Origin of the sequence: Corynebacterium sp. 239_CJEI, from assembly GCF_001055995.1 — a bacterium.
GTDB lineage: Bacteria > Actinomycetota > Actinomycetes > Mycobacteriales > Mycobacteriaceae > Corynebacterium > Corynebacterium jeikeium_D.
Genome location: NZ_JVOW01000006.1, coordinates 106,351 through 120,152, shown reverse-complemented (window position 1 = coordinate 120,152; position 13,802 = coordinate 106,351). Strand labels below are relative to the sequence as shown.

The following is a 13,802-nucleotide window of genomic DNA, read 5'->3' as shown; positions in this document are numbered from 1 at the left end:
ATCTATCCCCAACCCCGGACTACGCCAGGCATACTTTCGCACAACTGTTCGACTCGATGTTATTGCAGTAATCTCACAACTAAGTTCGTCTAAGTCGCTAATCTGGTCACTGTGAAATACAGCGTGGTTCCGATGACAGCAGGAGACTTCAATCTCCGCCTGCAAGAAGCAGTGGCTCTCTACATCACCGCGATGCAGTACAACCCCGCGATCTTGCCCGGTCGTCTCCACGAATGGCAGAAGCAAACCACTCAACCCGGCTTCATGGCTGCTGCAGCCATAGCTCACCCCGAAGAGCTCTCCCCTGCCCACGCTCTCCGCGACCCGCGCTGCAGGTTGGTCGGCATCGGCTACTGCCGTACAGGATTGGACACGCACTGGTGGTATCGCCAGGTAAGAGATGGACTGCTCATGGACGGGCGCTCGCTACCGGACGTCGTCAAGCTCTTGGGCAACTACGCCGAACTGTCTGAGATTCACATTCACCCCAGCTTTCAGGGGCGGGGACTCGGTAAACGGTTGCTCCACGAGTTGGTCGATTCCCGCCCGGAGACGCGAGTTCTGTTGTCAACCCCGGAATACCCGAATGAGGCCAATAGGGCATGGCAGCTCTACCGCCAATTTGGTTTCAAAGATGTTTTAAGGAACTTTTATTTCACAGGGGACTCTCGTCCCTTCGCAGTTCTAGGAGTAGATCTTCCCCGTGACATCATCACCGAGTGAACCTTCCACACCACGTCAACGACTTTCGCCTCTGCGCATTGCCACAGCAATGGCCGGAATTGCCGCCATCTTGCCGCTCAGCGGCTGCTTTGACGCACAGGCTGGCATTACCATTTCCGGCGACGACAGAGTCTCGGGCACAATTCACGTAACACCCACGGAGGAAGTCCGTTCCCAATTTGAGCAGTGGCAAGTACCGGAAGATCTCTCCGACCGCGTCTCGCAGGGAGTAATCGACTCCTCCACAGGAAAGATGGAAGTCTCGTTCAACGAGCTGCACTTCATTGAACTCACCGATACGCTCCGACAGCTTTCCGACGATCGCGTAGACATCGACCTAGACCGTACCGGTGGCGGCAAGATTTCGATGAACGGCCACATGGATTTGACTCACCTGCCCGGCGCGAAGGTTGATTTCGTCGTCGCGTTCCCGGAGCAGGTTACTGACTCCAATGGCCGCCAGACCGAACCGAACAAGGTGGAATGGCAGCTCGCCAGTGGCGAGAACCATAATGTATGGGCTTCGTCGCCGGCTGGATCCACCAAGCGGAATCAATTCCTATTATTTGCCGGTGTGACCACAGCCGCCGGTGTCCTAGCCTCAGTGCTAGGTGTCCTGTGGGCGCGAAGAGTTCGCGACATGCAGGACTTTTAGCAATTAAAAACCGCCGCGCAGCATATCCTGGCCGGTGCCCCATTCGGGCGCCATGCCGAGGTTGTGCAAAACTTCCTGGGAGGCGCGAGCGAAGTTCATAGTCATAAAGTGCAGCCCCGGCACGCCTTCGGCGATGAGCCGCTCTGCCATGTTGGTCGAAAACTCGATACCAATCTTGCGAATCTCATCTTTATTGGCCTGCTCGTCACCATCTGCTGCCTTAATCAGGCGTTCCTCCAAATCGGATGGCAACTGTGCCCCGGAGAGCTCAACCTGCCTGCGCACTGAGCGCAGCGATGTAATCGGCATCAGCCCCGGAATGATGGGCTTGGCACCGTGCACTGGGTCGGCTTCCACCAGGCGGTCTCGAAGGCGCAAGTAGTGCTCAATATCGAAGAACATCTGCGTAATCGAGTATTCGGCTCCCGCGCGCAGCTTGGCCAGCGTGTACTGCGTGTCATGGTCCAAATCCGGCGAGCGGTAATGTCCCTCCGGGAACGACGCAATGCCGATTTCAAATTTCTCGAACTCCGGCTCGGCCTTAATTAGCTCAATCAGTTCGCTGGCGTAGTGCAGACCGCCCTCGGTCTCCACCCAAGGGCCAAGCGGGTCTCCCGGCGGGTCACCACGCAGAACGAGCAGATTCGTCAGCCCCGCGCTGAGATAAGAGCGCAGGATTTCCCGCAGCTCGTCGACAGTGTGCTCTACCAATGTCAGGTGCACAAGCGTTGTAAGCGGCTGCCTCGAAACGCGCTGGGCGATTCGCAGGGTGCGGTCGCGGCTAGAACCACCGGCGCCGTAGGTCACGGATGCAAAGGAGGCACCAAGATCATGGAAAGCCTCAGCTGCTCGGAGAAGACGTTCCTCGGCCGCGTCGTCACGCGGGGGCATGAACTCGACCGAGAAGGGAATACTGCCCGCGCTCGGCATTGAAAGCGCCTGGCGGATTGTCACTTGGCGGCCTGGCGACAGTGGCATTGTTGAGGACATAGTCACTCATACTAAGCGGTGTCCTATTCTTGAGTCAGCATTACCCGTCATCGACGAGAGGCTCACATGAGCGAAGAACTGGATTTGGCCGCGCTACAGCCCCGCGAAGTACCAGCTACTGTTACCAAAACGCTGGAGAATTACCTCAAAAGCCGTGGCGACGATGTCGCGTCGGTCGATGCGGTGTACACCGAGGCCATAGATTCGCTCCACTCCTTCGTCCTCAATGGGGGCAAGCGCGTGCGTCCAGCCTTCGCCTGGCAGGGGTGGTTGGGGGCAGGCGGCCTCGAAGGCCGTTTCTCCCCAGCCGAGGATTCCCTGGCTGTGATGAACGCGGTGAGTGCCTTGGAACTCATTCAAGCCTGCGCACTCATTCATGACGACATCATCGATGACGCTGATACGCGCCGTGGCGCACCGACTATCCACAAGGTATTCGAGGCCAAGCACGAGGCCAATAGCTGGAATGGAGCCGCCGACCGCTTCGGTATTTCCGCCGCGATTCTCATTGGCGATGTCGCCCTGACCTGGGCTGATGACATGATGCACTCTTCAGGCCTCAGCTCGGAGGCGCTAACCCGCGCACTTGTCCCCTGGCGGGCGATGCGCACTGAAGTACTTGGCGGCCAACTGCTCGATATCACGGCCGAAGCCAGCCGGGACAGTCGCGTCGAGACCGCTGAGAAAATCAATCTGTTCAAGACCGCCGCCTACACCATCGAGCGGCCGCTCCACATTGGTGCTGCGATTGCCGGCGCCCCAGCGGAATTGGTTGAGGCCTACCGCAGCTTCGGCCGCGATATCGGTGTGGCATTCCAGCTCCGCGACGATCAGCTGGGTGTTTTCGGCGATCCCGAAGTCACGGGCAAGCCTGCCGGCGATGACCTCCGCGAGGGCAAGCGAACCGTACTGGTCGGCCAGGCTTTAAGCCTCTACCTCGATTCCGCACCTGAAAAGGCCCGCTTTATCGATGAACGCCTGGGAGCGGTCTCGTCTGCTGCAGATATTGATGAGCTACGAAATCTCATCGCTGATTCCGGCGCTGCCGATGCCGTCGAACGTGAAATTGACCGCCTGACCAGCCGCGCTTTCTCCACTATCGAGAATGCCGACCTGCCTGCAACGTCGCGCGAGAACCTCATTGCTATGGGCGTTCGCGCCACCGCTCGTCAGCATTAGACCAGGTGTTGCGTAGTCATGCCCGCTGCTTCCCCCACTCGTGCCCCCATTAATTCCCCGCGTCTGCGACGTGCGGTCACTCGTCCTCATAAGGGCTCCAAACCACGACTGACCATCATCGGCGCAGGCCTGTCCGGACTTACCGCCGCGCTCTACGCCATCGCCGATGGCTACGATGTCACCGTTGTCGAGCGGGGAAGTTTCGTCGGCGGACGCTGCGCCAGTGAACCCATCACAGTCGATATCGACGAGCAATCGCTCACCGCAGTCTTCGACACTGGCGCAACTGTATGGACCATGCCCTCGCTTGTCGACGATGCCCTCGCCGCCGTCGGCCTCTACGCGCGCGATATCGACCCGGGTTTTTCGGCCTCCCCAATCACGCCCACCTACCGTGCGGAATTTGCCACCCGCGGCGGACTCGACGTGTTTTCCAACGAAGACATGATGGCCGATGAACTCGCGCGCTTCGGTGCCTCTGACTCCACCGTCGCCGGTTACCGCAAACTTCGCACGTGGCTGCAAACTCTCTTCAATGCCTGCTTCGACAACTTCATGTCCCGCAGCTTTGACCGCGTTACGGACCTATTCACCGGGCCCGGCGCGCTTCGCGACCTCACTACGCTCCTCCGACTCGGTGCCTTCGGCGCCCTCGAACCTAAGATTCGTGCCTTCCTCGGAGATAATGATCTCGCTCGCGTTTTCAGCTTCCAGGCGCTTTACGCAGGTGTGCCTCCCGCTAAGGCCCGTGCGGTCTACGGCTGCATTTCCCACATGGATACCTCGATGGGGGTTTACTATCCGCACTCCCCCGCATTTGGTTCGGGTATAGGCGCCGTCAGCGAGTTGCTCGCCGAGGCCGTCCGTCGAGCTGGCGGAACCATCGACTTCGGCGTTGATGTCACTGGGCTGAAAGTTGACGAAGCAGGCTTTGTCTCCGCCATCACCACGGCAACTGGCGAGCGTCCCACCGATGCCGTCATCGCTACGACCGATTTACCTGTGGTGCAGAGCTGGCTTCACGACGCGGCTACCTCTGCCGCCGGTAGCTCATCGAAGCGGCGAGGCCTTCGGAGCGTCGTAAAGCGGACGGGAGCGCGACGGTTGTTCCCAGTTCGATTTTCTCCATCGGCGGTGGTGGCGCACGGGCTGATTCCGGTTTCGGAGACTGCGACGTGGCCGAAGCGGCATCACCTGATTTCGTTTGGCGAAAAGTGGAACGAAACCTTTGAGGAGATCTCGTCACCGCGCCATGGAAAGCTAATGTCGGACCCATCATTGCTGGTCACCCGGCCTGCGGTGAGCGCGCCGGAGCGTATTGTCACAGATGCGAACGGCGTGCAGTGGGAGCCCGTCAGTGTGCTCGCGCCGTGCCCCAACTTGCAGTCGGCCAATCTGATCTGGTCACGAATCGGTGGGGACTACGTTGCGAAAATAACCGCTGAGCTGGAGCGGCGCGGACTGACCGGGATTTCTACGAAGTGGCGAGTCGGTCGGATCGATACCCCTCAGCAGTGGCAAGAACGCGACATGGGCGTTGGCTCGCCGTTTGGGCTGGCGCATCTGTTCCGACAGACGGGGCCGTTCCGTCCCCGCAACTTCTCTCCGAAGATGCCAAAGAATCTGACGCTGGCGGGATCGACGACGGTGCCGGGGGTTGGCGTGCCGACGGTCATGATTTCGGGACGACTTGCGGCACAGCGGTTTGAAACGCCTTAGCTCATGAATGTCTCCCGGATGTCTGCCGGTGGTCACTGACCAACTAGGATTAATGCATCAGCAATGTATCGATTGTTTAGGTTGACATGAATTTATCGCGGAGTGCTCAGCTGGGTGTCTACGGTGGCATCCTCATTGCTCTGGGCTCCTACGGTTCCGGTGCGAATCGCTACCGTGGCGGCCTTGTCCACGCTCTGGGACTCGACTGGATCACCTACGGTCACGGTCAGATTTTCTGTGAGATTGTGATTTGGGTAGGTATCGCCCTGCTGCTTATCTCGTGGCTGCGCATCGGGCGGGAACTGCTGTTCTCGAAGGGGACCATCCGGGACATTGTGGCCGGTTCTGCCCATGATGGCGACGCAGCAGACGCTGCGGTTCCAGCGAACGCTGGCGGCGATGAGTCCACGTTGCGTCGGTTCAATTCAATCCTGATGGCCTGGGCAATTCCCCTCGCGCTGGCAGCACCGCTGTTCTCTCGCGATGTCTATTCGTATCTCATGCAGGGCGCGATGGTCCGCGATGGGTTTGATCCCTACACTGAGGGAGCTGCAGCCAATCCAGGGCCGATGCTGCTGGAGGTATCCGCAGATTGGCGGAATACCACCACCCCGTATGGCCCGCTGCATCTGGGAATTGGCGAGGTCATCACGCGGATTGTCGGCGACAACATCACCGTCGGCGTGATTCTCTACCGCATTGTGTGTCTGCTGGGCTTCGCCGCCATTGTCTGGTCGATCCCGCGAATCGCCCGGGAGCTTGGAGCAAATCCGGCTTTCGCACAGTGGCTCGGTGTGCTCAATCCACTGGTGCTACTGCATCTGATTGCGGGTATGCACAACGAGGCACTGATGGTCGGATTGGTCAGCCTGGCACTAGTCGCCGCACTGCACATGGAGCACATGCGGGGTGGCCTGGTCGCTGCTGTCCTCATCGGAATCGGCGTCGCGCTGAAAGCCACCGCTGTCCTGGCGCTGCCCTTCGTCGTGTGGATTGTGTTGACCAGGCGCCAGCCCATCGCCACGGTTCAAGAGATGCTGCGCAAGATTCCGGCGATTGCCGGTGTGGGCATCGTGTTGGTCGCAGTCTGCGTCGGCACGCTTGCAGTGGTGACCTGGCTGACCGGCTCGAGCTGGGGCTGGATCTCCGAGATCAGCGGCAATACCAAGGTGATTAACCCCCTGGCAGCACCGTCAGCGGTCGCTGGTGTGATCTCGGGCGTCATGGCGTGGTTCAACGACGACATCGGTTTCAATGTCATCGTCAGCCACACACGCGTGGTCTCCTCTATCATCATGCTGGTGGGACTCGTGATCTCCTGGTTCTACTTCCGAGCCACCCCTCGTAACAATGTCGCTGGCATGATTGCCGCTTACGTGGTGGCCTGCGTATTTAATGCCGTGGCACTTCCCTGGTACTACGCCAGCTTATTGACTCCCATGGGAACGATTCGCCCGCCACGATGGGTGGTTCAAGGCACCGTGTTGTTCACATTCATCCTGTCGCTGTCCTTCGCCGGCGGCGGCAATCACCGCTTCTACGACGTGCCCTGGATGGTTATCATTACCGTTCTCGGCTGGCTGGCCGTCGGCTGGCTGACCACTGGAAAATTCAGCTGGAAGTACCCGTGGCGCGACGATAAAACCGCCGCAGACACGGATTCCACGGTGGCGCCCCTGTCGCGGTCGACCGAGGTCGCATAGTTGTCCATGCCCACCCCACAGCCCCTCTCGACCATCGCGCTGCCACAGTCCTACGAGCTCTGCCGCGATATTATGGCCTCCCACGGTCGCACGTATTCCCTGGCCACGCGACTATTGGCACCCCGCCAACAGCGTGCGGTGTGGTCTCTCTACGCCTGGGCACGCATCGTCGATGACTACGTCGACTGCCCCGCCGACGCCGACCGCTCCCCCACGCACATCGAAGCCACGGTCACACGTTTAAGCGAGCTTTTCCACTCAGCTGTCGTCATCGGTTCGCTTGACGACGTCCACCGCGACCGCGACCGTGCCGTCATCTCGGCGGCCGCACAGACTTTTCGCGACTACGACATCGATCCACAGCTCTCTGCGGACTTTGTTCACTCCATGTTGATGGATGTGCCCGACACATCGTGCCACATTGCGCATTTTGAAACATGGGAGCAACTCGACTCGTATATGTGGGGCTCCGCAGCAGTCATCGGCCTTGAGATGATGCCCATCCTAGGCACCCGCACAGGGGTCTCCCGGGAGGAAGCCACTCCCTACGCAGAGCTCCTGGGAAAAGCCTTTCAGGTGACGAATTTCCTCCGCGACATCGCCGAGGATTTTCGCCGTGGCCGTATTTACCTACCACTGAATGAGTGGGAGGCCTTCGGAGTGGGTACCGAGGAGATCGGCTACTGTGCCGCCACGGGACAGACGACCCCGGCGGTACGTCAGGCATTGGCCTTCTTCATCGCTCGCAACCGCGCACTCTATGCCGAAGCCAGCAGCGGCGTGGACATGTTAGAGGTGCCAGGGCGTCAGGCTATCCGTGCCGCGGAGATTCTCTACTCAGACATTCTCGGCGAAATTGAGCGCATGAACTACAACGTCTTTGCGCAACGCGCTCAAGTGGGACGCGCTCGAAAAGCAAAAATCGCCCTCCCGCTGCTTTTCACAGCAGTGGCCGGGCGATTACGACAGGAGCTATCGCGGGCGTAGGACGGCGGGCGTAGGACGCCGTCCGGGTCTTTACAACGCCATAGCCTGTGCGCGGCGCATTACTTCGCGTGCAAGGTGACCGTGCAGGGCGTCCACCGGACGTCCAGGCAGAGATTCATCTTCGGTGAATAGCCACTCCAGCGTTTCTTCTCGCGTGTAGCCGCCGTCGGCAAGCAATGCGAGTGCGCCAGGTACAAAACGCGCGACCTCATCATCTTCAAAGAAGCGGGCGGGAATTTGTGCAATGCCGTCGCGGTGGACTGCAATAAGGCGACCCTCCTGCAGCAACGCGTGAATTCGGGTGACGGTGACGCCAATGAGGTCAGCGGCATCGGGCAGCGCAAGAGTGGGTTCGTCGGCGCTCAGGACATCGTGGCAAGTTGGAATCTTTCTCACACTGGTCACTTTAGCGCGTTGGCCTTGCAGTAGGTACGTCCCCATATACTTATTAGAAGCAACTGATTGGAACAGGGAAGGCTGGTTTATGTCGCAGCTTGTCGAGGGGCAGATTCTCGATGGTCGCTACCGCATCGGAGCCACCATCGCACACGGTGGCATGAGCACCGTGTACTGCGCCACCGATTTGCGGCTCGATCGCAGGGTGGCCGCAAAGGTCATGGATCCGCGTTTTGTCGACGACGAGTCTTTCCGCATCCGCTTCGAACGTGAGGCCCGCGCGGTCGCGCACCTCAATGACGAGTCGCTCGTCAACGTCTACGACCAGGGCACGGACCCGGCGGGGCATGTTTTCCTCATTATGGAATTCGTCGACGGTGGGACCCTCCGCGAGCTGCTCCGTCAGCGCGGTCCGATGCCTCCACATGCAGCTGCCGTCGTAATGCGCTCGGTTTTGCGCGCCCTATCGGTGGCGCATTCCCGCGGCATGGTGCACCGAGATATCAAGCCGGAAAATGTGCTGATTGCCTCGGACGGGCGAGTGAAGCTGGCGGACTTCGGTCTAGTGCGCGCGGCCGCTGATGCCAAGGTGACCTCTAACTCGGTCATCGTCGGCACCGTCGCTTATCTGGCTCCGGAGCAGGTCACGGGTGAATCCATCTCCCCTGCCTCCGATGTGTATGCGGCGGGTATTTTGCTCTTTGAGCTGCTTACCGGCACCACGCCATTCATCGCCGATTCTTCGCTCGGCGTTGCCATGAAGCGATTGAACGAAGATGTCCCGCCACCCTCGGAGCTCATCGACGGCGTTCCCGAGGAGTTCGACGAGTTGGTCGCCCGCGCTTGTTCCCGCAGGCCGGAGGATCGGTTTGAGACGGCCGAGGAATTCGGTGACGCACTCGAAGACATTGCGGACAAACTCGCGCTGCCACCATTCCGCGTGCCATCGCCCGTCAATTCAGCAGCCGCCAACGCTGCCGCCATGGAGGGGCTCACAGAGGACTTCCACCGACCGGGCAACGACCATTTCGATGACAGACACGGCACCGCAGAGACGGCACCCGAGCGCTTCGGTCACGACGGCTATGGCTTCTCGACGGACGCACCCGGTAGCCCCGTTTCTTCCCGACCACCGGGACCACCAAACGTTTTCGATGATTTCGACGACCCGGATGCGGGGCGGACACGCACTTTCGATCGCTATGACGAGTACAACCCCACTGGCTGGGAATCCCCGGAGCCGTCTGGTGGAGCTCTCGTACCAGCCGACGTTCCAGGCGCTCCGGAATATCCGCTGCCGCCGGACACTCAGGGGCCACAGCACCCACAGCATCCGCAGCCGCGATCTGCTCAGACTCAGACGCCTAAGAGCCGTCGAGCTACCCGACAGCGGACGCGCCGTGGATGTGCATTGTGGCTGATTATCGCCCTGGTTGCCACGTTGGGCATGGGGCTTGGCGCGTGGTGGCTGGGCTCTGGCCGTTATGGCGAAGTGCCCTCTATCACTGGGCTGTCGCAACCACAGGCGATGACCGCAATCAGTGAGGCGGGCTTTGAACCGGTGGTTGATGAGCGCTACGACAACGATGTCGCAGTGTCCCAGATTATTGGCTCGGACCCCCTGGCTGGAGCGCGGGTTGTCCGCGGTGATGATGTTCGCGTACTGGTCAGTCTCGGCCGCCCGACTGTGCCCGCATATCCCGCGAACCACTCAAAGGAAGTGTTCAGTGCTGCCCTAGCTAAGCGGACGTTGAAAGAAGAGGTCGGAGACCCCGTCTTTTCCGATGATGTCTCCACCGGCGGCTTGGTATATGCGGTTCCTGCTCCAGGACAGACCGTCGAAGTTGGCTCAGTTGTGACTGTGCATTACTCCAAGGGGCCAGCACCGGTGAAGGTGCCAAAGATCGTGGGGCTTCAAGAGGATGAAGCTCGTGAGCTGTTGAGCAAGGCCGGGCTGGAGGTCCGAGAAGTATCGGCGGAGTTCTCCTCCTCTGCTGAGCCGGAAGAGGTTCTTTCCGTGTCTCCTGAGGAAGGCACTGGCCTCGAACGCGGTAGTTCTGTGACGTTGACCATTAACAACGGCATCGAAGTGCCCAATGTAGTGGGCAAGTCGGAGGATACTGCTCGCCAAATTCTGCAGCGCGAGGGCATTGAGGTAAGCGAAGTAAAGGACGCGTCCTCCTCCTCGCGCGACTACGGCCGTGTCGACGCAGTCTCACCGAGTGCGGGTCGTCTGGTTAACCCCAATGATGCGACTGTCACGCTGACCGTATCCAGAGCAGTGAAGGTTCCGCAGCTGCTGGGTAAAACTGTTGCACAGGCACGTCGTGAAGCGGAGAAACAGCATCTTCAGCTCGACATCGACGGCTCTGCGAACGAGGACGATCGCATCGTATTGCAGTCACCCCGACCGGGCGCTAAGGCCACGGCGGGTGACAGCATTTCGGTCAGCACTCTGTAAAAAGTGCGGCGCGCTAATGAGTGCGGCGGTGCACTAGCTGGGCTAGTTGTACCTAGCTGAGCTGGATGCAACTAGTTGCGCAGCATCTCGGCAACCAGGAAGGCCAGCTCCAGCGACTGCTGAGTGTTCAAACGCGGGTCACAAGCGGATGCGTAACGGCCTGGCAGGTCGACATCGGAAATGTCCTGCGCGCCACCGAGGCACTCAGTGACATCTTCGCCGGTCAGCTCCACGTGGATACCGCCCGGGTGCGAACCGATCGAGCGGTGCACCTCGAAGAAGCCCTGAACCTCGTCGACAATGCGGTCGAAATGGCGGGTCTTGTAACCATTGGAGGCCGAGTAAGTGTTGCCGTGCATCGGGTCGCACTGCCAAATGACCTTGTGACCAGAAGCTTCCACAGCCTCAACGATGGGAGGCAGCACGGAGCGAACCTTGTCATTGCCCAGACGCGAAGTCAGGGTCAGGCGACCAGGCTGGAAGAACGGGTCGAGCTTGTCGGCGTAAGCGACAGCCTCCTCCGGCGTGGTGGTCGGGCCAATCTTCACACCGACGGGGTTGCCAATCATGGCAGCCAGGTTGATGTGGAAATCCTCAATGCCACGGGTGCGCTCACCAATCCACAGCTGATGCGCGGAGAGGTTGAACAGCTCCTGGCTGCCATCGTTTTCAGAAAGGCGCAGCATAGCGCGCTCGTAGTCAACAACCAGCGCCTCATGCGAGCAGTAAATCTGCGCGGTCTGCAGGTTCGAGTCCGCAACACCACAGGCAGCCATGAACTGCAGTGCGTGGTCAATCTCGCGTGCCAGGTCCTCGTAGCGGGCGCCAGCCGGCGAGTTGCTGACGAACTCACGGTTCCACTCGTGCAGACGGTGCAGGTCAGCGGTGCCCGAACCTGTCAGTGCACGTACCAGGTTCATCGCCGCGGAGGCATTGGCGTAGGCACGCACCATTCGAGCTGGGTCGTGAACTCGAGCTTCTTCGGTCGGCTCAACGCCGTTGACCATGTCACCGCGGTAGCTGAGCAAACCGTCGCCGTCGATGTCCTTCGAGCGCGGCTTGGCGTACTGACCAGCGATACGAGCCATCTTTACGACCGGGGTGGATGCGCCGTAGGTCAGCACAACGGCCATCTGCAGCAAGGTCTTCACATTGGCGCGGATGTGCGGCTCAGTATTGGACTCAAAGGTCTCCGCACAATCACCGCCCTGCAACAGGAAGGCCTTACCATTAGCGACGTCGGCAAGCTCCTGACGAAGCTTACGAACCTCAGGCGCGACCACAATTGGCGGCACCGATTCGAGAATGCGACGCACGTTTGCAGCGGCGCGGGCATCCCAGCTTGGCTGCTGTAGGGCTTGGCGGGATACGACATCAGCAAAGCGCTCAGCCATGTCTCCGGGAAGCGGTGGCAGATCGGGCAGGTCATCTACAGGGAGATCAATAGTCCAACTCACAGAAGTTCATTGTAGTGCCCCTGCCAGAAGGGTGTTAGTCAGGTCACCAAATATTCGAATTCCGCTGCTTAATCGAGCGGCAATTTCTGTGCAATCTTTTGAAACTTCAGCAGATTGTGCTGGGCATCTGCCAGCGCGTCGTGCTTACCTGCAGTCTGTTTTGGCAACCGTGGCTTACCCGCCATCTCCCAGTACTGCTTGAGTTCACGGGTATAGCGCGGCATAAACTGCGGCAACTTGGTCATATCGCCCCAAAGCTGCACCAACGCAATGTGGTCGTAGGCGCCTACCCAAGCCCACAGCTCTGGGCTGCCCGTACCGGGTTCGGTGAAAAATGCCAGCAGTTCCTCGCGGATCGTGTCCCGGTTCTTCCACAGCGGAGATGAGGGGTTGGGCAGCTGATTGAGCACGTTGGCCCGCACCCACGGGCCGGCCTTGCTCTCATTGAACTCGGTAGACACCGCGTAGTATTCGCGGCCGTCCTCAGCTACGACACCGATGGAGACAAGATCAATAGTCTTGCCGTCTTCAATAAACTCGGTGTCATAAAAATAACGCACGGTGTGGAATCCTCTCCAGCCTCGGCCTCGCGTCGGCTACCTCGCGACCAAAAGACCGTGGAGCCCTACCGAGCAAATCTTACCCATGCACCGAATCGCCATAGGAAGTGTGCAGCCCCACTGTCGCGAAAACTATCTGCGCCTAATTATTCTAGCGAGCGCGTCGGAACCAGCGACGAGGGGTCGGCTTCGGCCCCGGAGCCGGAGTAGTGAGCTCTCCACCCGGTTCGGTTCCCGCTGGATAGCCGGTGCCGGCCTCCAAGGACTTCTTCACATCAGTCGCGTAAGCATCGACATATTCCTGACCAGAAAGCTTCTGAATTTCCTTAATCAGGTCATCCGTCAGTGCCCTGGCCGCTTCATACTCATCGCTGTACTTGGCTTTGTACTCCGACGGATCAATCGGATCGCCGATAATCGTGCCGACCTTCACCGGACGAGGAATCCACGAACCAATCGGGTTGGCTTTCTCCGTATCAATCATCGCCATTGGGAACACCGGCACACCGGCCTCCAGCGCGACACGTGCCGCACCGGTTTTACCGCGGTACAGTCGACCATCGGGACTACGGGTGCCTTCCAAGGAAATGCCCAGCAGGTCACCGCGTGACAGCACCTTCAAGCCGGCGTTCAGCGCATCGCGAGCTGCATCACCAGAGGTACGGTCAATCGGCACCTGCCCCACCGAGGAGAAGAAGAACTTCTGGATACCGCCGACAAAGCCCGGCGTGGTGAAGTACTCCGCCTTCGCCAGGAACGTCAGCTGACGACGGCAGACCAGTGGGAAGAAAAAGTGATCCATCACAGCAAGGTGGTTCGACGCCATCAGCGCTGGACCTTCCTGAGGAATCTTCTCACCACCGATGTAGTACGGGCGATTATAGATCCGCAGCCAAGGGCCAATGAGGATGTACTTAAAGAACTTGTACCAGCGATTATTCACAGTTTAAAACTATACAGGTTCAGTTGGTC

Annotated in this window: 12 protein-coding genes; 7 read left to right on the top strand and 5 right to left on the bottom strand. The window is 59.5% G+C overall.

Going from position 1 to position 13,802, the window contains the following annotated elements; genetic code table 11:
* The first annotated feature begins 132 nt into the window (after positions 1-132).
* Positions 133-723, top strand: a complete 591-nt coding sequence (locus ADB08_RS01605; RefSeq protein ID WP_049170258.1) for a GNAT family N-acetyltransferase — start codon at positions 133-135, stop codon at positions 721-723.
* Positions 704-1,378: an LppM family (lipo)protein gene (locus tag ADB08_RS01600; protein WP_049170257.1), complete on the top strand. Its 675-nt coding sequence runs from the start codon at positions 704-706 to the stop codon at positions 1,376-1,378. Before ADB08_RS01605 ends, ADB08_RS01600 begins: the two co-directional genes overlap by 20 nt.
* Before the next feature lie 3 nt (positions 1,379-1,381).
* Here the strand turns inward: ADB08_RS01600 and metF are convergent, their stop codons facing one another.
* A complete protein-coding gene (metF, locus tag ADB08_RS01595; protein ID WP_016423012.1) occupies positions 1,382-2,368 on the bottom strand; it encodes a methylenetetrahydrofolate reductase [NAD(P)H] in 987 nt (328 codons plus the stop codon).
* A gap of 66 nt (positions 2,369-2,434) precedes the next feature.
* Here metF and ADB08_RS01590 point away from each other — a divergent pair, with 66 nt between their 5' ends.
* From ADB08_RS01590 to ADB08_RS01575, 4 genes are all read left to right on the top strand, one after another.
* Positions 2,435-3,547 carry a polyprenyl synthetase family protein gene (locus ADB08_RS01590; RefSeq protein WP_049170256.1) on the top strand — a complete coding sequence of 371 codons (1,113 nt, stop codon included), beginning with the start codon at positions 2,435-2,437 and terminating at the stop codon, positions 3,545-3,547.
* 18 nt (positions 3,548-3,565) lie between these two features.
* The gene (gene crtI / locus ADB08_RS01585) at positions 3,566-5,266 is read left to right on the top strand and encodes a phytoene desaturase family protein (protein WP_048731199.1); all 1,701 of its coding nucleotides are present in this window, start codon (positions 3,566-3,568) and stop codon (positions 5,264-5,266) included.
* 86 nt (positions 5,267-5,352) lie between these two features.
* Complete coding sequence (locus ADB08_RS01580) at positions 5,353-6,969, top strand: alpha-(1->6)-mannopyranosyltransferase A (protein WP_049170255.1); 1,617 nt, start codon at positions 5,353-5,355, stop codon at positions 6,967-6,969.
* Positions 6,970-6,975: 6 nt separating this feature from the next.
* Entirely contained in the window at positions 6,976-7,956 is a 981-nt protein-coding gene (locus ADB08_RS01575) for a phytoene/squalene synthase family protein (RefSeq protein WP_049170403.1), read from the top strand.
* A 30-nt stretch (positions 7,957-7,986) separates the two neighbouring features.
* On the opposite strand, the gene ADB08_RS01570 is transcribed toward ADB08_RS01575, so the two are convergent.
* A complete protein-coding gene (locus tag ADB08_RS01570; protein ID WP_005510311.1) occupies positions 7,987-8,361 on the bottom strand; it encodes an Rv2175c family DNA-binding protein in 375 nt (124 codons plus the stop codon).
* A 79-nt stretch (positions 8,362-8,440) separates the two neighbouring features.
* On the opposite strand from ADB08_RS01570, the gene ADB08_RS01565 reads away from it, so the two are divergent.
* The gene (locus ADB08_RS01565; RefSeq protein ID WP_049170254.1) at positions 8,441-10,813 is read left to right on the top strand and encodes a PASTA domain-containing protein; all 2,373 of its coding nucleotides are present in this window, start codon (positions 8,441-8,443) and stop codon (positions 10,811-10,813) included.
* A 71-nt stretch (positions 10,814-10,884) separates the two neighbouring features.
* Here ADB08_RS01565 and ADB08_RS01560 read toward each other — a convergent pair whose 3' ends face one another.
* From ADB08_RS01560 to ADB08_RS01550, 3 genes are all read right to left on the bottom strand, one after another.
* Positions 10,885-12,270, bottom strand: coding sequence for a class II 3-deoxy-7-phosphoheptulonate synthase (locus tag ADB08_RS01560; protein WP_049170253.1), 1,386 nt, complete (start codon positions 12,268-12,270; stop codon positions 10,885-10,887).
* A 68-nt stretch (positions 12,271-12,338) separates the two neighbouring features.
* Positions 12,339-12,830, bottom strand: coding sequence for a polyadenylate-specific 3'-exoribonuclease AS (locus ADB08_RS01555; RefSeq protein ID WP_016423018.1), 492 nt, complete (start codon positions 12,828-12,830; stop codon positions 12,339-12,341).
* Between the two features lie 151 nt (positions 12,831-12,981).
* Positions 12,982-13,773, bottom strand: coding sequence for a lysophospholipid acyltransferase family protein (locus tag ADB08_RS01550; protein WP_049170252.1), 792 nt, complete (start codon positions 13,771-13,773; stop codon positions 12,982-12,984).
* Between the last annotated feature and the right edge of the window lie 29 nt (positions 13,774-13,802).

What these genes read in the sequence shown, in the direction of transcription:
- ADB08_RS01605 (WP_049170258.1), top strand. Translation starts at nt 133, where the DNA reads ATGACAGCAGGAGACTTCAATCTCCGCCTGCAAGAAGCAGTGGCTCTC.
- metF (WP_016423012.1), bottom strand. Translation starts at nt 2,368, where the DNA reads ATGTCCTCAACAATGCCACTGTCGCCAGGCCGCCAAGTGACAATCCGC.
- ADB08_RS01590 (WP_049170256.1), top strand. Translation starts at nt 2,435, where the DNA reads ATGAGCGAAGAACTGGATTTGGCCGCGCTACAGCCCCGCGAAGTACCA.
- crtI (WP_048731199.1), top strand. Translation starts at nt 3,566, where the DNA reads ATGCCCGCTGCTTCCCCCACTCGTGCCCCCATTAATTCCCCGCGTCTG.
- ADB08_RS01580 (WP_049170255.1), top strand. Translation starts at nt 5,353, where the DNA reads ATGAATTTATCGCGGAGTGCTCAGCTGGGTGTCTACGGTGGCATCCTC.
- ADB08_RS01575 (WP_049170403.1), top strand. Translation starts at nt 6,976, where the DNA reads ATGCCCACCCCACAGCCCCTCTCGACCATCGCGCTGCCACAGTCCTAC.
- ADB08_RS01565 (WP_049170254.1), top strand. Translation starts at nt 8,441, where the DNA reads ATGTCGCAGCTTGTCGAGGGGCAGATTCTCGATGGTCGCTACCGCATC.